Source organism: Prauserella flavalba (genome assembly GCF_003202235.1).
GTDB lineage: Bacteria > Actinomycetota > Actinomycetes > Mycobacteriales > Pseudonocardiaceae > Prauserella_A > Prauserella_A flavalba.
Map to the genome: position 1 here is coordinate 455,873 of NZ_MASU01000002.1, position 19,049 is coordinate 474,921.

Sequence of the window (19,049 nt, forward strand, 5' to 3'; positions counted from 1 at the left end):
AGGTAGGGGATGTCAGGCGGCGTCCTGGTCGGCCCGTAGACGGGCGCGGACGCGGACGACGGTGCGCGGGGTGGTGCGCAAGGTGCAGGCGATCTCGCGGGCGGTCTTGCCGGCGCGGGTCAGCCGGGCGACCTCCCGGTCGCGCGGGTTCTCCGGACGGCGGTGGCGGTGTGGGCGTTCCTGCTCGGTCTGTCCGCCCCAGATGCCGAACTCCTCGTCGTGGCTCCGAGCCCACTCCGCGCAGGCAGCGCGGACCGGGCAGACGGCACACACGCGCTTGGCCGCGGCGGTCAGCTCGGCGGCACCGGGGCCGGGTTCGGGGAAGAACGCGTCCGGGTCGGTGCCGCGGCAGGCAGCGTGCTCGTGCCAGGCGAGCTCGGCGGCGGTCACGCCGAGGACGGCCCAGGTTGGCGGGGCGGCTGGTGCGCGGCCGGGGGTGGTTGTACCGGTGATGCGGCGTGGCTGGCGAAGTTGGGGCATCAGGCTGCCACCTCCAAATTCGGCCGGCCGGTCACGGCGGCCTGGTAGCGCGACCAGAGTTCGTCGACGGCGGCGGCGTCGTCGGCCAGCTCGCGCAGCACCTCGGTCGGTGAGCTGGCCACGGCCTGCTCGATGCGGCGGGCGTGGGCGAGCAGGGCGCGGCGCCATGCGGTCTCCAGCAGGACGGCCTTGAGGTGGTCAGCAAGCTCGGGCGGCGGGGCGTCGCGGAAGGTGTCGGCCAGCCAGCCGGACAGCCACTCGCGGCGCTTCTCACCCGGTGCCTGCCCGGTGGCGATGGCGTGGGTGTAGAGGGTGACCGGGGCCGGGGTCCGTTCGGCGGCCACGACTTCGATGGCGAGTTGGAGGCTGTGGGCGGTCATGCCGCCGGCGAAGTCGGTGGCGCGCATTCCGGCCAGCAACCGCCGCGCGATGCGGGCGGGAAGCTGCATCAGGCAGCCGAGGAACTGGCGTTCGGGGTCGGTCAGGGCATCGGTAGCGGTGACCATGATGGTCCTTCCTGTGTGGAGGGTCAGGCGCAGCGGGCGAGGACGGCGGCCAGGGAGTCGTGTTCGGCTTGGTCGATCGAGAGGCGGTAGCGGGTCTTGGTCTCGATCCAGCGGGCGGCGTAGCCGCACCGGTCCCGCTCCGGGAGCCAGTGCGCGGGGTCGGAGTCCCCTTTGGACCGGTTCGCGCGGGCGGTGGCGACGACGAGGACGTCCGGGTCGTTGGCGTAGCGTTCCCGCTCGGCGCGGGACCAGGTGCGGGGGCCGACGCGGTGGCCGTTCTCGATGCGGCCGGAGCGGGCGACCTCGGCCAGTGGCACGAGGTGGTCAATGTCCAGTTTGGACGCGTCGGTGACGGTCACCCCGTCGTAGGCGCTGACCCAGGTCCCGGTGATCGGGCGGCACTGGTCGTCGGCGCGGACGTCCTGGCCCTGATCGAGCAGGGCTTGTTCGCGGGCGTTGCAGGTGCCGTGCACGGTCTTCCAGTGCGGCCAGTCGTCGCGGTCGTAGTGGAACCCGGTGTCTTCGGGGGCGATCGGCAGCGCGGCGAGCGTGGCGGCGACCTCAGCAGGGGCGGCGGAGGTGTCGGTGACGGGCAGGCAACCGGCGGTCAGGGCGAGGGTGGCGAGCGCGGCAACGGTGATGGCGGCGGGCTTCATGACTTCCTCTCGATGACTACTCAACGTGTCGAAAGATGGGCGTGAGACGCCAGGGCGACAGCCGGGCGGGGGTGTCGCCGAGACGGGTTTCCCGGGGTTCCGGGGGTGTTTGCGCTGGTGGACGCTAGGAGCTAGCTCGCAGCTCAGGAAGGGTGTGGGGCGCTAGCGGGGATGCTAGATCTAGCATCGGGTGACGCTAGCGAGCCGGAACCCGCTAGCACCCCACGGCGGTTACTCTCCGTTGTTCTTGGTGCGGTGGCGGTCGGCCGCGGCGAGCACGGCGGCGCGTTCGACACCGCGCCGGTTGGCGGTCTTGCCGTCCTCGGTGCGGCCGTAGACCTGGAGCGTGTCCACGCCGAACGGCTTGAGCGCGGAGGCGAGCTGGTTGGCCTTCGCCCGCCCGTCCAGCTCGGCCCACGACCCGTAGACCTCCGGGCGCAGCTCGGCGAGCCGGTCGACCAGGGTTTCCGACCACACCTTCTGTTCCCCGGCCCGGATCACCGACGCGGTGTCGGCGATGACCGAATAGGACGGACGCGCGGCCTCGTCGGTGACCACTTCGCCGGCGGCGTGGCCGGTGATGGTGCCGTGTCCCTCGCGCAGGGCGCGGGCGCGGTTCACGATCTTCTCGGCGGCTGGGCCGTCGATGTAGTAGCCGCGCACGATCTGCGGGTCGTCGCTGGCGCCGACCAGGTAGCCGATGCCCTTGTCCTTCGCCCCGAACGTGGTGGCCCGGATGCCGTTCTTGTACGACGAGGTGCCCAGCACCATGTCGTTCTCCAGCTGGCCCATGACCCGCAGGCAAAACCGCAGACCGGCGTTCGCCGAGACGCCCGGCGGCAGGGACTGGGCGTCGGGGCGCTGGGTGGCCAGCACGAGGATGATGCCCATCGCCGGGCCGCGCTTGATGATGCCCTCGGCTAGCTTGCGGGCCTCGTCCTTGTAGTCGTCGTGGGAGAACAGTTCCTGGCACTCGTCAATCGCGGCGAAGATCGGGTGCAGCCCGAGCTTGCGGTTGCGCGAGAGCTGCGGGGTGACCTTGTTTTCCGGGCACAGCGCCCGGTTTTCCTTGGCGATGCGGGTGATGGTCTTCGACCGGCGCTCCAGCTCCTTATACAGCCGGCGCAGGCTGTTCATGGCGCCTTCCAGCGTCTCGTCGTCGGCGCCGGAGCCGTACTCGTGCGCGACCTTCTCGAACATCCCCAGGTCACCGGTGCCCTTGAGCTCCCACAACACCAGCTCCACCCACGGGTCCAGCGCCGCGGCCAGCACCAGCACCCGCAGGGAGAACGTCTTGCCCATGCGGGGCATGGCGCCGATGACCATGTTCGCGAACATCAGGTCCACCCCGACCGGACGGCCGCGCTGGTCGGTGCCGAACGGGACCGACTTGAACAGGTCCGCCTCACCCGACTTCGCCAGCGGCCAGGTCGCGGGCTTGGCCTTGGACATGTCCTGGTCCCCGACCCAGATCACCAGCCGCCCGGCGTGCTCCTCGGACACCGGCTCGGGCCACACGCAGCCCAGCGGGCGGCGCAGCCCTGACGCCAGCTTGTCGCGACGCTCCATCACATCCGTCACGGTGACGCCGTGCGGCAGGTCGACCTCGGCGCGCCAGCCCGGCCCGTCCCGGGTGATCGGCGCCGGGAACGTGATGCCCTGCCCCTTCGCTACGGCCTGGTTGATCCCGGAGATGCCCAGCGCGGCCAGGGCGCGGACCACAACGTCGCTGGTCAGCTTCGGCGCCTTCGACGTCACGACGGCGCGGCCGAGAACCGGCTTGTCCGCCGGGGTGCCGACCTTGCCCAGCAGCGCGACCCCGGCGGCGGCCAGCAGCCACGCCAGGCCGGTGCTGTAGCTGGCTAGCACGTACACGCCGGCCGCGGCCACGAGCAGGGTCAGGAAGGCGAGCAGGCCGCGCTTGCGGATGCGCTCGGCGCGGACCTCGGCGAGCTTGAAGTACTTGTCGTACTCGTTCGCCGTCACCGCCGCCGCGCGCAGCGGCTTGCCCTCCGCGTCGTAGACCCACCGGTGCGTGGCCACGACCACCCGCCACAGCCCGCGGGGCGAGCGCAGCAGCAGGATTCCGGCATAGGCCGGGGTCCGCACCGCGTGGTAGGCGATCGTGTGGCCGGTGTAGAAGGCGACCCACTTCACCCGGTCCCGCAGCTCGGCCTTGGACCGCGCCCACGCGGGCAGCAACGGCCGGATCTTCGCGTCCCGGGTGGTCTCCCACCACGACGCCTTGGCCGGTGTCGGCGGGTCCACGAGCACCGCGTGCCGGACCTGCTCGGCGTCCTCGTCGTCGACGATCTCGGCGTCGATCACGTCCGACCGGGACAGGTCGCGGCGTTCCTGAACGGGGATCTCGTCGGCGTTGTTGGCGCTGTCCGGGCGGGGCGTGAACGGCAGCACCTTGCCGTTCACGGTCTCGCGCTGGTCGGTGTTCACGGGCTCCTGTTCGGGGGTGTTCATGAGGTCCTCACGGTTGGAGTCGTCGCCGGGGCGCGGGTTGGTGGGGATGGACATCAGGCGGCCTCCTCGCGGCTGTGGGCAGCGGACGGGAACGGGGCGGGCTCGGCGGTCGCGGTGACCTCGGCGCGCAGGTCGTCGGCGACGTTCTTGCTGGTCCCCCGGGAGATGTCCGGGCAGACCGTCCGGACCCACGCCGGCGTGATCTCGATGCCCGGCGCCCACGCCGCGCGGACCTCGGCGAGGTAGTCGGCCCGCAGCTTGCGGGCTGGCTTGGCCGCAGCTTTCGGCTTCCGGGGCGTCCGCTTGACCGGCTCGGGAGCGGGCTCCTGAACGGGCTCCGGGGTGGCGTCCTGAACGGCCTCGTGAGGCTGTCCAGTGAACGCCGGGGCGGCGGCGCGGGTGACCGCCTCGGTGAGCCGGTCCCGCAGCACGGGGGCGGTCTCGGCGGCCAGGAACACCAGCACCGGCGGCACCGAGTGCAGCACGACCCCGGCCACGTGCAGCTCGGTCCAGGAGTGCCACGTGTTCATCACGTAGGTGGCCAGGAACGCGAACCACTTCGTGCGGTGCGGCCACTTCCCGGTCTCGACCTGGTACCGGGCGGTGATCTGCTCGGCGCGCAGCACCGCCACCAGCACCAGCGACACCATCGGGTCCAGCAGCCACGCGGCCAGCCACGGCAGCGACCACATGGCGGCGCCGGCGGCGGCGAAGGTCTGGACGTTGACCATCGTGAACGCCAGCCCGAGGAAGATGCCGACCCACACCAGCGTGTCCACGAAGCCGCGGACCTTCTCCACCCGCAGCGCGATCACGTCCGGGTGGTTGGACAGCGCCCGCACCTCGGCCGCGGTCTCCGCGTCCTGGCGCAGCTTGTCCGCAGTGGACAGAGGAACGAGCTGGGCGTCCTGCGTTGCCGTCATCGCTGCCCCCTCGTGGTCGTGACGATCTCGGTCACCGCGAGCAGCCGCGCCACGGCCGCGCCGGCGAACAGCGACGGCACGATGAGCACGATCAGCAGCGCGGTGGTGTTGGGCCACCAGGTGATGACGGCCCACTGGATGGCGACGATCACCGCGGCCGTGAGCAGCGTCCGCACGGCGTTGCCGGTCATCCGGGTCACCTCGCGGACGCCCTTGCGGGCCTTGAGCGCGGACTTCCGGCCGGACCGCCAGGTCGCGAACAACCCGATCAGCGCGAGTCCGCCGAGGACGTAGAGCGCGGTGTGGTTCATCAGGCCACCTCCTTCGCGGTGTCGAGCTCGGCGAACAGGTCGATCTGGTCGGCGGGCTGCCACGCCCCGTCGCGCCAAACGGCGTCGAGAGCGATGCCTTCCTCAGCACGCAGGACGGGTTCGGTCCTGGACAGCCACGCGGCGCGCTGGACGGCGGTCAGGTCGCGCCACCGGCGCCCGGTCGTGGTCTCGTAACGGCGGATGGCGAGGGTCTTGAGCTGGGCGGGTGTGGCGACGGTCCTCATGCGGCCTCACCACCCAGCGCCGCGAACTCGCGGTCCCAGTCGATCCGGTCCGACTCGCTGCCGATCGGCACCAGGGCCTCGGTCTTGGCCAGCGCGTCGACCAGGCTGGCGCGCTTGAACGCGAAGTCGGCCACCCCGGTCGGAGAGGACAGGCTGATCCACACCCGCCACGGCACGTCCAGGCACGGGGCGACCAGCACGTCCCCCATGCCCGCGTTGTCGGCGCTGCCGGGCGGGATCGCCAGGCCCTCGGCGAGCAGGTCCCGGGCGATGTGCCAGCGCGCCCACTGCTCGGCGCCGACCGCGAAGTCCAGCACCACCGCGAACGGGTCATCCGTGCGGTAGCGGAACTTCACCTTCACCGGCACCAGCTCGATCACCTCGCCAGAGCAGTCCTCCAGCTCGGCCCACATCGGCAGGTTCAGGCTCGTGGGCAGCATCAGCGCTCACCCCGCTCGATCTCCGGGGCGAGGGCGGCGAAGCGGCACACCGCTTCACACACGTCGCCGTAGAGGTCCAGGGCCGCCGCGTAGCTGGCGTCCTGCACCACGTCCTCGGCCTCCATGCTGCCCACGCGCTGCTCGGCGCCCTGCCGGATCAGATCGGCCCAGGTCTCCAGGTGCTCGCGGCCGGCTCGCAGCTTGGCCAACACGCGCTCGCGCTCCTGCACAGCCTGGTCGCGCTCGTTGGTGCCTACCATTGGGTTCCTTCCCGAGTGGTCTTGCGACTGGTTGGGGAGTCCCGGCACGGCGTGCTTGTTCTTGGCGGAGTGGGCCGCCGTGCCGGGGTCCGTGATCACAAAGCGAGTCATGTTTCTTGCCCCCGTTCTCAGGCGAGGACGGACAGGACCAGCGCGACGGCGAGCGCGCCGGCGCCGAGGATGAGCAGGTTCACCGCGTGCTTGACGCGGGTGTGCTTGTCCACCGCGAGCTGACCCAGCAGGCACACGTCCTGCGCGGCAGCCTCGGCGGCGTAGCTACCGGCCTCCAGCAGCACACTCGGCCCGTGCAACGTGGCGTCCAGCCACGATCCCGGCGCCGGGAACTGCGAAAGCTTCGGCCGGATCGTGGCCAGCAGCACCAGCACCGCACCGAAGATCGGCAGAGCCGACAGCCACAGCGCGGCCAGCGCCGGAACCGGCATCCCGGCCTTGGCCAGCGCCACCACCCCGGCCAGCGCCACCCCGACCACCGACAACAACGTCGTGGCCTTGGTGTCCGCCCGGCGCAACTCGTCCCGAACCTGCTCGTGCGCCCGCAGCACCACCGGCGGCGCGTCCATCCGAAGGCGTCCATCAGGCGGCCTCCCCCTCGATCAGGTCGGCCACGTCCAGCCGGGCCGGCAGCGACCGCAGCACGGTCGCCTCCGCCCGGCGCAACTCCCGCCCCGCCCGGCGCGGATCGGTGAACCGCGGCACCCGAACCAGCGCCGCGAGCGCGGCGGCCTCCAACTCGGCGTCGATCTCGTCGAGCAGGTCCAACGCGCCGGCCAACTCGTCGGCATCCGCCGCGCAGGCAGCCTGCGCCTGCACCGCGAACACCTCGTCGTAGTCGATGTCCAGACCGTCGAACCGGGCCTCGGCCTGCCGACGGCTGATGTGTGCGGACCTCATCGGGTCTCCCTTCCGGGTTCAATGCCTTAACGTGCCTTAGTGCACTACATGGTGCTCGGGCCCGTCAAGGTCGCACATGTGGTGCTTTAGGGTGATGTTGGTTCCGAGGTACCCTCGGTCAGTGCCTATCGATCAGCACGGCGCTCAGCCGCTAAGCACTCAGATCAGGGACGACCTCGCCCGACGCATCCGCGCGGGGGAGTTCAACGTGGGGGAGAAGATTCCGTCGCTTCGGGCGCTCGCCGCGGACTACGGCGTCGCCGAGCTGACGGTGCACGGCGCGATCCGGGAGCTTCAGCACGCGGGCGTTCTGGAGTCCTCCACGGGCCGCGGCACCTTCGTCCGTGCTCTGCCGGACGAGGTTGCCTCTAACGCCGACGCCCTGGAAGCCCTCCGAGCCGAGGTCGCGGACCTCCGGGAGCGAGTCGAGGCCTTGGAGAAGGAGCGCCAGTCGCGCTGACCCGGTGTTCGTGTTCGCTGTCATGACCTAAGAACACCGCAGGAACGGCCGCGCTGGTAGGCGATGCGCAGTCGCGTCCGCGCTATTCCGGAAAGGACTATTCCGGGGCGGCATACGCGCTGGTCAGAGACTTCCAGCCGTCCGAAAGAATCTGCGACAAATCCGAGTTCGGGGCTTGCCAGCCCAGCTCCTCACGGATGCGCCGGCTGTCCGCGAGCAGCACGCGCGGCTCGTTCGCGGGCGGGTTCCGCTTGATCCGGACCGGACGGCCGGTGATCTGCTCGGCGGCCGCGAGAACGTCGTTGATGGACGTCTCGCGGCCGCTGCCGACGTTGTAGGCGCGCCACTCGCCAGGGGTGCACGCCTCGATGGCGAGGACGAAGGCGTGTGCCATGTCGGCGACGTGCACGAAGTCGCGGACGGCTGATCCGTCGCCGTTGACGCCCAGCTCCTCGGCGAGTCCGGCCTGGACGGCGAGCACCTTGGGGATCAGGCGGGTGAAGTCGCGGTCCGGGTGGCCGTCGACGGCACCGGCGATGTTGAACGCGCGCAGGCTGATCGCCCCGAGCCGGCCGGTTGCCGCGACGTTCGCGGCCGCGAGGTCAGCCGCGGCTTTGGTCGCTCCGTACGGGTTCGTCGGCGCGATCGGCGCGTCTTCGCTGATGGGCTGGACGGTCGGGGTGCCGTAGACGGCCGCCGTCGACGCGAGCACGAGGCTGGCCGGCGCGTCCCGGTCCGTGAGGGCTCCGAGCAGGTTGAGCGTGCCGTTGACGTTGGTACGCCAGTAGGGCAGGGGATCGGCCAGGGACTCGCGGACCCGAGCGCGGGCCGCGAGGTGGCACACGCCTTCGACGTCGCGGACCGCTTCGCGGAGGCTGGCCGGGTCTTCGACGTCCCCGACTGCCGTTGCCGCTGCTTGACGTGGGGCCTTGGCGGCGTCGCGCACGAACGCCACCGGGTCGTGCCCCCGCTCGGCGAGGGCAGCGACGACGGCGTGTCCGAGGTACCCGGCAGCGCCGGTGACGAGAACGCGCACGTGCTCAGCTTGCCAGGAGGGTGTTCCGGTGCTGCCAGGCCAGCTCGATGCAGGCGCGCGAGATCGGTGAGAGCGGTTCGGACTTCAGCCGCTCGCGAGACTCCGAGTTGAAGGGGATGCCCACAGTCGGCCGGCCCGCCTCGGTGCTGACGGCGGCGCCCTCCTCGTTAACCTCGACCATGCCGGCGAAGAGCTGATCGAACACCGGCGCCTCAATCACGGCGACAGTCAGCAGCTCCACCCACAGCGTCAGCGGTTCGAGCACCACGGCGCAGGTGAAGACACGGAAGTCACCGGCCGCTCGAGCAGCGGCGAACGAGCGGAACGGCTCGTCGTGCTCGTAGTCGATGGGGTCAAGGGCGTTGCCGTCGTGCTCGGGGTTGCCGAGGAACTCTTCGGAGTACTCGCGCTGGATGTTGCGCCACAGGGAGAAGTCGTTGGCCTGGTGCGCGGGCGCGAGCGCGGCGGGCTGGAACACCCCGGCGGGGATGACGTGGAACATGCCGCCGGCGACCGCGGTGGCCTTGGCGTCGCGGCGGTGCAGGAACATCCGGTGCCCGTCGATCGGGTCCCGCCGGATGGTCAGGGTGTTGATACTGGGCAGCATCGGCCGGGCGAGCAGGTCGAACGGGTCGACGATGTGGCGGCGCAGCGGCAGGTGAGCGAGGCTGGGCCGCTTCCGGCCGGCGCGGAGCCAGGCGTCGGCGAACTCGTGCGCCGCGGCCTCGCAGACGTCCAGGACGTCGAAGTAGGTGGTGTAGCTGAACCCGAGGCGGCCCTTGTCGCCGGTCCAGTCGACCTCGGCGAGGCGGTAGCTGACGCGGTTGTCCAGCAGCTTCGGCCGGGCGAGGTCGCGCAGGGCGCGCGAGTAGAGCCGGAAGCGGTCGCCGTCCGCGGCCAGCGGCCGGACGCTCTCGGTCTGCTCGATGCCCCGGGTGATGGCGGGCTTGGGCAGGGCCTCGGCGAGCCAGTACAGCTCGATATCGGACAGCTCGACTGGCTCGGAGGGCAGCCAGTTCGGCTGGGTCAGGACGGTGGTGCCGGGGATGCAGTGGGCCTGCGGGTACAGCTCGGACGCGAGGTCGCCGAGCCGGGCGCGGTTGGCGTTCAGCTCACGCCGCACGAGCTTCCAGTGCTCCTGGCTCTCGTGCGGCGCGCCGGCGTCGCTGACCTGCCCCGGCTTGGGGATGGCGTCCGCGGAGTGGTCGGGCAGGATGCCGAGGCGTTCCGGCGGGATGTGCAGCTTGGCCGCGATCGACCGCAGCTCGGCGAGGCCAGGCACGAGCTTGCCTTTCTCGACCTTCGACACCCAGGACTGCGTGGTGTTGAGCAGGTCAGCGGCTTCCTGCTGAGTGAGGTTGTGGTGCTGCCGGTACCAGCGGATGACCTCTCCAGCGTCGGAGCCATCTGGGGGAGCGGCAACAGCCTGCGCCACGTGTAGCCACCTTCCGGTGTCGGCGGTGTCGGTCAAGGCGCGCTTCCTTTCGCGGCTCGTCACACATTCCCGGCTCAATTGTCGCAGCTTCGAGCACTGTTTGGGCAGGAAGGGCGTGAAGTGCCGAGAAGCTCCGGTTGCTGCTTCCTAGACCTTCAGTGCATCGCCCCAGCGAAGGTAGAACGCCAGGAACGGATCCAGCACATAAAACCGATCATCTTTGTATGCCACGGCTGGGTCACCTGCGCCTCTTTCTGCCTCGGCGATCGTAGACATGTGGCGGAGAGTGTTGGACACCTGTTGTGCGCTAGGAACATCTTCCTTCAGTTCCGCATCCAACCGCCTGGTGATCTCTTGATATGTCAAGATCGTCTTAGGTCCGGTCATCGCGATAGCCCGCAAGACGGCGCCGTAAATGTCGGTTGTGAATCCATCTTTGAACGGACGATCTATGCGTTCCTGTCCGCGACTCTTCGGTCCCGCAAGTAGACGATCGAAAACGGGGGGCGTTATCCTGTTTGCGATACGCCGAAAGAATGCTTCCCAGCCACCAATTGGTCCAGATATCGATTGCGGGTCGTTCTTGGTTTCAAGGATTCCGCTTGCCGTGCAAACGTCGTGGCACAGTTGCTGCATGAGGAAGGGGGCGCCATAGGAGTGCTCGGCAAGTTTTGTCGCAACCACGTCCTCAGGGTCTGCAACGTTGAGGGCCTCGAAGCCCTTTTTTGCGATGAAGATCAACTCGTCTTTAGTCCACGGTTCGATTCTGAGATTCCAGACGCGGCCGCTCATGTCTGGTTCCCGTCGGACCACTTCAAAGGCTTCGTGCGGAACTGCGACGAGGACCACATGCGTGATGGTGATGATGCTCTTGACGGCTCGTGCAACCTCAAGTTGAGCTGCTCGGTCGATGTAGTGGAAGTCATCCAGAACTATAGGAACCGGTAGGGTTTCGAGACCTTGCCGCGCGACTGCGGCGTATGCGCGCTTTCTTGCAAGTTTGACCGTTGAGGTTGCCGTGCTGCTGTCGCCGACGTTTGCCGTAACTGACGCGACTTTCGGGACGCCGATAGACCCAGAGACGCCAGTGCTGGTTTGGTCAGCGTTCTGGGTGCTGACCTCAACTTGATCATACAGGCCATACCAGTCGACGATTCTCTCCCAGAATTCGTCAACACTCTTGATGTCAGAACCCTGTAACCAAATCGCGTCGTGTGTCGGAAGCTGCTTCTCGATAAGGACAGTCTTACCCGATTTCGTTGGGCCGGATACAGAGAGGGCCTTTCCGCCTTGGGAGAGGTAGCTTCCAACCTCGGATTCCTGTTGGCGTTCGTCTCTCGGATTATACGTGACGAGCGGTGTTCGTCCGGCGACGAACACGTTTTTTGTCAGGTAGACAATCCTCTGATCAACGGTCTTATCAGCCAAGTGTGGCTCCCATCCCTGCGTCATCGCCCCTCGGTAGATGAGTGGCAACAGCTTCCCAGTGTCTGGCGCTTCGAGCGCCGCCGTTCTCCCCTCTCTTGCGTCCCCGTGGGTCCGATGCGTCCCTGCGCTAGCCGTAATGTCTGCGGACGATGACCCAGTGTTACGGCGGGCTGCTCAACTTCTGCTGGGAGGTACTGGTGCGCTGACGGAGCGCTTCCATGCGTTCCGGCTCGGTGCGCACGCCCCAAATGCTCCCCTAGTGGTGCCGCTCAGAAGGTAAAGGTCCAGGTCAGACCCGGTTTGCTCGCCGCTCTGTAAATCAGACGGCACTGCCTTCGGGGGTTCGAATCCCTCACCCGCCACACCTACCGATACGCCCCGGTGACCTGTTCGATCAGGTCTCGGGGCGTTTTCGTGCGTGGGCCAGGGGGCGGCCCCTCACAGACGCGAGGCGCGGACCGTGGTGCTCAGCCGGTCCGCCGCGGCCCGCACGGCTTCCGCTCGGGCCTCGCCTTCGGCGCCCGCGAAATCCTCGCTGTGTCCTCCGAGGCTGATCGTTCCCGTGAGAGACCCGTGCCTGCCGAGGACGGGCGCCGCGACCGCGGACACGCCACGCAGGTAGTCGTCGTGGCTGCGGGAGATCCCCTCGGTGCGTACCCGCTCCAGGTGACTTTCGAGCGCTGCCGGGTCGATGTGCGTTTCCTCGGTGAACGCTTCGAGCCGCCCCTTCAGGACCCGGCGGCGGATCTCCGGATCGAACGCGGCCATGACGACCGGTGCGGCGGCCGCGTGGAAGGGCAGGACCGAACCGACGCTGATGGCGGCCAGAGCCATCGGTTTCCCGCCCTCGACCCGGTCGATGCACACGGCGCCTGCGTCGGAGGGCACCATCAGGAACGCGGTGTCGCCGAACCGCTGCGCCAGCGCCTCGAGTTCAGGCCTGGCCTCGGTGCGCAGGTCGAATCCGGAGAGCGCCGCGGCGCCGATGGTGAACACGGGCATCCGGATCCGGTACGCGCCCGTGTGGTCCCGGTGCACCCAGCCGGCCTCGACGAACGAGCTCATGAGCCGGTGCACCGTGGGCTTGTTGAGTCCGGTGGTCGCCGTCAGCTCGGCCAGGGTGATGACCGGCCGGTCGGCGCTGAAGTGGCCGAGCAGCTGGCACGCGCGGAGCACCGAGGTGACGGTCTCGCGCCCCGCGGAGCCGTCCTGAAGTGCTTCTTGCGCCACCGCTCACCTCACCTGCCGCGTGCTTGCTGGACTCAGGTTAGCGATGAGTTCGGACCGGTTCCTTGACATGCTCGGTGTCCTTCCCGCAAAGTTTCGGAACGCGTATCGCATTACGATACACAAGGGAGTGATCAGTGGATTTGCGCGAGTTGATCAGCGACCGACTCGTCTACGCGCCGGGTGTCTGGGACGGTCTGACCGCCCGCCTGGCCGAACAGGCGGGCTTTCCCGCGCTGTGCGCGTCGGGCTTCGCGATCTCGGCGGCGCTGGGCTATCCGGACACCGAGCTCTACTCGATGTCGGAGAATCTGCAGGCCGTGCGGACGATTCGCGAAGCGAGCGGGCTGCCCCTCATCGCCGACATCGACACGGGCTACGGCAACGCCGTCAACGCACACCGCACGGCGCGTCTGTTCGCCGGCGCCGGAGTGTCCGCCGTGTTCATGGAGGACCAGCGTTCGCCCAAGCGATGCCCACTGATCCCCGGCGCCGCACCCGAACTGCTCGACGTGCCCGAGGCGACCGGCAAGATCCGCGCCGTGGTCGAGGCGGCCAGGGACTCGGGCATGCTCGTCATCGCCAGGACGGACGCCGCGGGCGACGAGGCGCTCCGCCGTGCCGAGGCGTACGTCGAGGCGGGCGCGGACCTGATCATGCCGGTGACGAAGACGTTCAGCACCGTCGAAGAGTGGCGGCGCTGTCACGAGGTCACCGGTGTTCCGCTGATGGCCACCCTCACCGCGTCGGCGTGGACCGAACGCGAGTTCACTCCCGAGGTGATGGGCCAGATCGGTGTCCGCATCGCATTGTTGCCGACACAGGTGCTGATGGCGGTCACGCGTGCCGCGGGTGACTGCCTGCGCCGGCTCGCCTCCGGCGAGAACCCGGCCGACGTCAGCGCGGACGCGACCGCGCACCACGACTTCCTCGGCCTCATCGGCATGCCCGAGATCGAGCGGCTCCAGCAGGCGTACCTGCCCGCCGCGGAGCCGGTGTGAGGAGCGCCATGCCGAGCACGATCGCCGAGAAGATCCTGGCCAGGGCCGCCGGTGTCGACGTCGTCAAGGCAGGCGACAACCTGCCCGTGCGTCCCGACTACATGATCGCCTACGACTTCCCTGGCTACACCGACGTGATGTTCAAGCAGATGCACGACGACTTCGGCATCCGGACGCTCGCCGAGCCTCACCGGTACGTCGTGTTCATCGACCACATGCTCACGAAGGGCACGGAGCAGGAACGCCAGGTCCACCAGGTCACGCGGGACTGGTGCGAGTTCTACGGCATCGAACTGCACGAAGCCCGCGGCATCGGCCACCAGGTGATGGCCGAACTGGGGTACGCGCTGCCCGGCAACTTCCTGATCCACTTCGACGGCCACATCTCGGGCGCCGGCGCGTTCGGCGCGCTCGGCTGGGGCGTGCGCCGGGATCTCCTGGAGGCGTGGGTGTCCGGGCAGATCTACCTCGACGTCCCGGCGACGACGCGGTTCGAGCTGGTCGGTGAGCTGGCCGACGGCGTGGACAGCCGCGATCTGGTGCACCACATCATCGGTGAGTACGGTGCCGACGGCTGTGCGCACCAGGTCATGGAGTTCGCGGGCCCCGGTGCGCGCGGCATGTCGATCGACCGCAGGCAGGGCCTCTGTGGCATGGCCATGTTCACCGGCGCCGTGTCCGCGGTCTTCGAACCCGACGAGGCGGCACTGGCCTACGCGAGCCGGGTTGCCAGAACCGAGTTCACGCCGCAGCTGCCGGACGAGGGCGCCGACTACGCCGCAGTGCACACCATCGACCTTTCCGAGCTGCGCCCCCGGGTCGTGCTGCCCGGATCGGCACGGTCGGACAACACCCGGGGGGTCGACGAGCTGGCGGGCACCCCGGTCACCAAGGCCTTCATCGGTTCCTGCGCCAGCGGCCGCATCGAGGACATCCGCGCCGCCGCGCTCATCCTGGACGGCCGCAAGGTCGCTCCCGGCGTCGAGCTCAACGTCGTGCCGACCTCCGACTCGGTGCACCAGCAGGCGGAGGACGAAGGGCTGCTCGACGTGCTGCGCGCTGCCGGTGCGCAGATCGCACGCTCCAGCTGCGACTTCTGCTTCGGTTACCAGAAGCCGTTGCAGCCGGGCGAGAACTGCATCTCCACCGGCGTGCTGAACATCTCGGGCCGGATGGGCAGCACCGAGGCGAACATCTACATGGGGTCGGCGTACACGGTCGCGGCCAGTGCCGTCGCCGGAACGATCTCGTCAGCGGAGGGGGTGGCCCGGTCGTGAGCGCACTCCGCGACTACCCACCACCGCCCGACGTGATCCGCGGCCGCGTGGCCTGGATCTTCGGTGACGACTTCGACATCGACCTCGTCATCGGTGTCGAGAACATCAAGTCCTACGACGCGGATTTCCTGCGCGGCAAGGTGATGCGGCAGTACGACCCGACGTTCGCCGATCGGGTCAGGCCCGGTGACGTGATCGTCGGTGGCCGCAACTTCGGCTACGGCCATCCGCATTACCCGCCGATGGTGGCGCTGCGGGACCTCGGCATCGCGGCGGTGCTGGCCGAATCGTTCTCCCCGGGCTTCTGGCGGGGGGAGACGTACAACGGAATGCCGTTGCTGACCGTGCCCGGCATCAGCACCGGCGTGGCCAAGGGGGACAACGTGGCGGTGGACTGGCGCGCCGCCACCGTGCGCCTCGACGACGGCACCGAGTTGCGGGGCACCCCACCCAGCGACCGGGTTCGCCGCGTCATCGAGGCGGGCGGCTCGCTGAAGCTTCTGCTCGCCGAGCACGCACGTCAACCAGCCGACCGATCCTGATATCCCTCCGCCCAGTCAACGACGACGGACCCAGGAGCACCATGTCCGAGACGACCTCACACCCGTCGACCGAAAGCCCCGCTGTGCCCTCACCTGCCACGGCCAAACGCGCCGCGCTGGCCGGTGGGGTCGGCACCCTGATCGAGTACTACGACTTCAGCGTGTACGCGTTCCTCGCGGTGACGATCGGTCCGCTGTTCTTCCCCAGCGGCGAGCCCGCGGTCTCCGTGCTCGTCGCGCTGGCCGTGTTCGGGTCCGGCTATGTCATGCGGCCCATCGGTGGCTGGTTCTTCGGTCGCCTCGGCGACCGCCGCGGGCGCCGCAGCGCGCTCGTGGTGACGGTCGTCGCCATGGGTATCTGCTGTGGCCTGCTGGGTCTGTTGCCGACCTACGCCTCCATCGGCATCGCCGCGCCGATCCTGCTGGTGCTGCTCCGCCTGGCCCAGGGGTTCTCCGCGGGCGGTGAGATCGGTGGTGCGGCGACCTACGTGGCCGAGTCGGCGCCGACCAAACGCCGTGGTTTCTACGGCTCCGTCACCGCGCTCGGCTCGACCCTCGGCTTCTCCGTGTCCGCGGCCGTGGTCGGCCTCGTGAGCAGCCTGACGACGACCGAGCAGATGATGTCGTGGGGCTGGCGCATCCCGTTCCTCATCTCGCTCCCGCTCGCGCTGCTCTGCCTGTGGGTGCGGGTGCGGCTCGAGGACACCGACGAGTTCGCTGAGATGGCCAACAAGCGCGAGATCGTGCGCAGCCCGCTGCTCCAGGTCATCAAGGAGCGGCCAGGAAGCGTCGCGCGGGTCGTCGGCATCGCGATCGCCATGAACGGCAGTGGCTACATCGGACTGACGTACTTCAACGTCTACCTCATCGATCAGGGGTTCGACAAACAGGCCGTCTACTGGGCATCCGCCATCGGCATCGCGCTCGCCTGCGTGACGTTCCCGCTGGCCGGTGCGCTCGCCGACCGGTTCGGGCGCCGTCCCGTGCTGCTCACCGCGTACATCGGGTACCTGCTGATCGCGTGGCCCGCGTTCGCGATCCTCGGCGGGACGTCGAGCATCCTCGTCGTGGTGCTCGTCTACATCGTCTACATGTCGTTCAACGGCCTCGCCCAGGTGCCGGCGTTCCCCCAGTTCACCGAGCTGTTCCCGCGGCGAATGCGCTACACCGGTGTCGCGCTCGGCTTCAACATCGGCACCATCATCGCCGGCGGGTCGGCCCCGTACATCGCCGCTCAGCTGGTGGAGAGCACCGGCGAGCCGATGGCGCCCGCCTTCTGGGTCATGGGTGTCGCGATCGTCGGCATCGTGACGGTGCTGACGTTCCGCGAGACCGGCAGGAAGCGCCTGCCGGTGTGACCGAGACGGCCACCGCGACACGACTCGAGGAGAACACCTTGTCCGATTCCCTGTACACCGCGTCGGTGAGCGTCACGCACGGCCGGGGCGGCACGGCACGCAGTGACGACGGAAAGCTCGACGTGACACTCGCGCCGCCCGCCGCTCTCGGCGGCGACGGCGCCGGAACGAATCCGGAGCAGCTCTTCGCCGCCGGTTTCGCGGCCTGCTACCTCAGCGCGCTCGGCGCCGTGGCTCGCCGGGCCCGCACGAAACTGCCCGAGTTGTCCGCCACGTCGCACGTGGACCTGCGTCGTGCCGACGACGGTGGTTTCGAGCTCGCGGTCGATATCGTCGTCACGGTGCCCGCGGACTCCGTCGGCCAGGTGCGGCCGCTGCTCGCCGAGGCTGAGAAGACGTGCCCGTACAGCCGCGCCACCCGAGGCAACATCAACGTGAGTATCGACGTGAGGGGCTCCTGACGATGTCAGGCGTCCGGGAGGTCGACCTCCTCTGCGTCGGCGGCGGTCTGGGTGGTCTCGCCGGGGCGCTGCGGGCTCACGACCTCGGCGCCGAGGTGCTCGTGGCCGAACGGTCGTCGCTGGTCGGTGGTGTCGCCGCCTACAGCGGCGGGTTCGTCTGGGTCGGCGGCGGTCCGCTCGCCTCCGCCGCCGACCCCATCGAGGCCGTCGAGTCCTATCTGGACCACGTGCAGGGAGAGCGCCCGGTCGACCGCGCCGCACGCCGTGAGTACCTGCTGGACGCGGTCGAGGCGACGGCGTGGTTCGCCGACGCCGGTGTACCGCTGCGGGTGATCCCGGACGCTCCCGATCTGTACCACCCAGCGCCCGGATCCACGGGCGAAGGCAGGCTGCTGGAGTGCGTGCTCGACGGCGCGGAGCTGGGCGCCTGGCGGCCGTATCTGCGTCCCGGGCCGTACTACGACATCGGCGTCACCCGGGCCGAGCAGTACACCGGACCAGCCACATCGGACGGTGCGGGGCGCGGCGAGGACCGCCTGACGCACGGAGTGGGGCTCGCGGGCGGCTTCGTCAGGGAGACGCTCGTGCGACGCGGTGTCGAATGCCTGCTCGAGCACCGGGTGGTGGAACTGCTGTGCGAGGACGGCGCGGTGGTCGGCGCGGTGCTCGCCGGGCCCGGCGGCCGCGTCGCCGTCAGGACGCGTGGTGGCGTGCTGATCGCGGCGGGCGGCTACGGCTGGACCGCGCACGCGGCCGAGCTGGAGGACGTGCCCGAGCTGGTGGAATGCGCCCCTCCGGTCGTCGAGGGCGACTCGGCGGCGCTCGCGGAGCAGGCGGGAGCGGGCCTGGTCCGAGGGGCCGACCCGTTCTTCAGCGTCGGCTACGGGTTCCCCGGTGAGCTCCACCCCGGCACCGACGTCCCGCTCGTCCGGCCGTTGCTCGCCCATCTCGGCCTGCCGCACTCGATGATCGTCAACCGGGATGGGCGACGGTTCGGCGACGAGAGCTACTACGGGGCCCTGATCGGTGCCCTGCGCCGGTTCGACGGTCGTCGCCGCCGCTGGGAGAACATGCCGTGCTGGTTCCTCGTCGACGACGAGTACCGGAAGCGGTACCCACTCGGGCCCTACGCGGCGGGGCAGGAATGGCCGGACTCGATCCCGAGGGCGGACAGCGTCGCCGAACTGGCCGCGCTCACGGGCATCGACCCCGACGGGCTGGAACGGACCGTCAACGCGTTCAACGAGTGCGCCGACCGTGGTGAGGACCGGGAGTTCGGGAGGGGTGCGCTGCCGTTCGTGCTGCGGACCTACGGCGATGCCGCCCACGAGCCCAACGCGTGCCTCGGCGCCCTGCGCACCCCACCGTTCTACGCACTGGAGCTGACCGTGGTCGGGTTCGGCATGGGCACGCTCGGTCTCTGGATCGACCGCGACGCCCGCGTGCTGCGCCGGGACGGCACGCCGATCCACGGTCTGTACGCCACGGGAAACGCGGCAGCCACCCGGGAACTGCGTGGCTACGTCACCGGACTGGCGAACGCCCGGAACTACACGTACGCCTACCGCGCGGCCGGCCACGCCTGTGACCGGGTACGCGGCACCCACGAGTGAGGA

General features: G+C 69.4%; 22 protein-coding genes. 7 read left to right on the top strand and 15 right to left on the bottom strand.

The annotated features are described in order from the left end of the window. Positions 1-12 precede the first annotated feature (12 nt). The 11 genes from BA062_RS04550 to BA062_RS39725 form a co-directional block, all read right to left on the bottom strand. Positions 13-480: a WhiB family transcriptional regulator gene (locus tag BA062_RS04550; RefSeq protein WP_110334740.1), complete on the bottom strand. Its 468-nt coding sequence runs from the start codon at positions 478-480 to the stop codon at positions 13-15. Beyond that, positions 480-986, bottom strand: coding sequence for a hypothetical protein (locus tag BA062_RS04555; RefSeq protein WP_110334741.1), 507 nt, complete (start codon positions 984-986; stop codon positions 480-482). Before BA062_RS04555 ends, BA062_RS04550 begins: the two co-directional genes overlap by 1 nt. Positions 987-1,009: 23 nt before the next feature. Further along, positions 1,010-1,642 (bottom strand): HNH endonuclease family protein, encoded by a 633-nt coding sequence (locus tag BA062_RS04560; protein WP_110334742.1) that lies wholly within the window; start codon positions 1,640-1,642, stop codon positions 1,010-1,012. A gap of 231 nt (positions 1,643-1,873) precedes the next feature. Then, positions 1,874-4,171: an FtsK/SpoIIIE domain-containing protein gene (locus BA062_RS04565; RefSeq protein ID WP_110334743.1), complete on the bottom strand. Its 2,298-nt coding sequence runs from the start codon at positions 4,169-4,171 to the stop codon at positions 1,874-1,876. Then, positions 4,171-5,040 (bottom strand): hypothetical protein, encoded by an 870-nt coding sequence (locus BA062_RS04570; RefSeq protein ID WP_110334744.1) that lies wholly within the window; start codon positions 5,038-5,040, stop codon positions 4,171-4,173. Before BA062_RS04570 ends, BA062_RS04565 begins: the two co-directional genes overlap by 1 nt. After that, positions 5,037-5,351, bottom strand: coding sequence for a hypothetical protein (locus BA062_RS04575; RefSeq protein ID WP_110334745.1), 315 nt, complete (start codon positions 5,349-5,351; stop codon positions 5,037-5,039). The genes BA062_RS04570 and BA062_RS04575 overlap by 4 nt, the downstream gene beginning before the upstream one ends. Next, a complete protein-coding gene (locus BA062_RS04580; protein ID WP_110334746.1) occupies positions 5,351-5,596 on the bottom strand; it encodes a hypothetical protein in 246 nt (81 codons plus the stop codon). The genes BA062_RS04575 and BA062_RS04580 overlap by 1 nt, the downstream gene beginning before the upstream one ends. Beyond that, positions 5,593-6,036 carry an SsgA family sporulation/cell division regulator gene (locus tag BA062_RS04585; RefSeq protein WP_110334747.1) on the bottom strand — a complete coding sequence of 148 codons (444 nt, stop codon included), beginning with the start codon at positions 6,034-6,036 and terminating at the stop codon, positions 5,593-5,595. The genes BA062_RS04580 and BA062_RS04585 overlap by 4 nt, the downstream gene beginning before the upstream one ends. After that, positions 6,036-6,296, bottom strand: a complete 261-nt coding sequence (locus BA062_RS04590; protein ID WP_110334748.1) for a hypothetical protein — start codon at positions 6,294-6,296, stop codon at positions 6,036-6,038. The genes BA062_RS04585 and BA062_RS04590 overlap by 1 nt, the downstream gene beginning before the upstream one ends. A 128-nt stretch (positions 6,297-6,424) precedes the next feature. Then, on the bottom strand, positions 6,425-6,877 hold the full coding sequence (locus BA062_RS04595; RefSeq protein WP_110334749.1) for a Pycsar system effector family protein: 453 nt from the start codon (positions 6,875-6,877) through the stop codon (positions 6,425-6,427). A 13-nt stretch (positions 6,878-6,890) separates the two neighbouring features. Next, positions 6,891-7,208, bottom strand: a complete 318-nt coding sequence (locus tag BA062_RS39725; protein ID WP_168213873.1) for a hypothetical protein — start codon at positions 7,206-7,208, stop codon at positions 6,891-6,893. A 121-nt stretch (positions 7,209-7,329) separates the two neighbouring features. Between BA062_RS39725 and BA062_RS04605 the strand changes: the two genes are divergently transcribed. Next, positions 7,330-7,668, top strand: a complete 339-nt coding sequence (locus tag BA062_RS04605) for a GntR family transcriptional regulator (protein WP_017986529.1) — start codon at positions 7,330-7,332, stop codon at positions 7,666-7,668. A 97-nt stretch (positions 7,669-7,765) separates the two neighbouring features. On the opposite strand, the gene BA062_RS04610 is transcribed toward BA062_RS04605, so the two are convergent. The 4 genes from BA062_RS04610 to BA062_RS04625 form a co-directional block, all read right to left on the bottom strand. Continuing rightward, a complete protein-coding gene (locus tag BA062_RS04610; RefSeq protein ID WP_110334750.1) occupies positions 7,766-8,704 on the bottom strand; it encodes an NAD-dependent epimerase/dehydratase family protein in 939 nt (312 codons plus the stop codon). Positions 8,705-8,708: 4 nt separating this feature from the next. Then, positions 8,709-10,139 (bottom strand): helix-turn-helix domain-containing protein, encoded by a 1,431-nt coding sequence (locus tag BA062_RS04615; RefSeq protein WP_110335029.1) that lies wholly within the window; start codon positions 10,137-10,139, stop codon positions 8,709-8,711. A gap of 147 nt (positions 10,140-10,286) precedes the next feature. Continuing rightward, complete coding sequence (locus tag BA062_RS39485; RefSeq protein WP_146240000.1) at positions 10,287-11,567, bottom strand: P-loop NTPase family protein; 1,281 nt, start codon at positions 11,565-11,567, stop codon at positions 10,287-10,289. A 438-nt stretch (positions 11,568-12,005) separates the two neighbouring features. Further along, positions 12,006-12,797, bottom strand: a complete 792-nt coding sequence (locus BA062_RS04625) for an IclR family transcriptional regulator (RefSeq protein ID WP_110334752.1) — start codon at positions 12,795-12,797, stop codon at positions 12,006-12,008. Positions 12,798-12,931: 134 nt separating this feature from the next. Between BA062_RS04625 and BA062_RS04630 the strand changes: the two genes are divergently transcribed. The 6 genes from BA062_RS04630 to BA062_RS04655 are packed head-to-tail and all read left to right on the top strand — an operon-like array spanning position 12,932 to position 19,046. Continuing rightward, entirely contained in the window at positions 12,932-13,795 is an 864-nt protein-coding gene (locus tag BA062_RS04630) for an isocitrate lyase/PEP mutase family protein (protein WP_110334753.1), read from the top strand. Between the two features lie 8 nt (positions 13,796-13,803). Next, positions 13,804-15,072 carry a 3-isopropylmalate dehydratase large subunit gene (locus BA062_RS04635; protein ID WP_210406759.1) on the top strand — a complete coding sequence of 423 codons (1,269 nt, stop codon included), beginning with the start codon at positions 13,804-13,806 and terminating at the stop codon, positions 15,070-15,072. Further along, positions 15,069-15,614, top strand: a complete 546-nt coding sequence (locus BA062_RS04640; protein ID WP_110334754.1) for a 3-isopropylmalate dehydratase small subunit — start codon at positions 15,069-15,071, stop codon at positions 15,612-15,614. Before BA062_RS04635 ends, BA062_RS04640 begins: the two co-directional genes overlap by 4 nt. Before the next feature lie 41 nt (positions 15,615-15,655). Continuing rightward, positions 15,656-16,972, top strand: a complete 1,317-nt coding sequence (locus BA062_RS04645) for an MFS transporter (RefSeq protein WP_110334755.1) — start codon at positions 15,656-15,658, stop codon at positions 16,970-16,972. Positions 16,973-17,010: 38 nt separating this feature from the next. Then, entirely contained in the window at positions 17,011-17,433 is a 423-nt protein-coding gene (locus tag BA062_RS04650; protein WP_110335031.1) for an organic hydroperoxide resistance protein, read from the top strand. A gap of 2 nt (positions 17,434-17,435) precedes the next feature. After that, positions 17,436-19,046, top strand: a complete 1,611-nt coding sequence (locus BA062_RS04655; protein ID WP_110334756.1) for an FAD-binding protein — start codon at positions 17,436-17,438, stop codon at positions 19,044-19,046. Positions 19,047-19,049 lie beyond the last annotated feature (3 nt).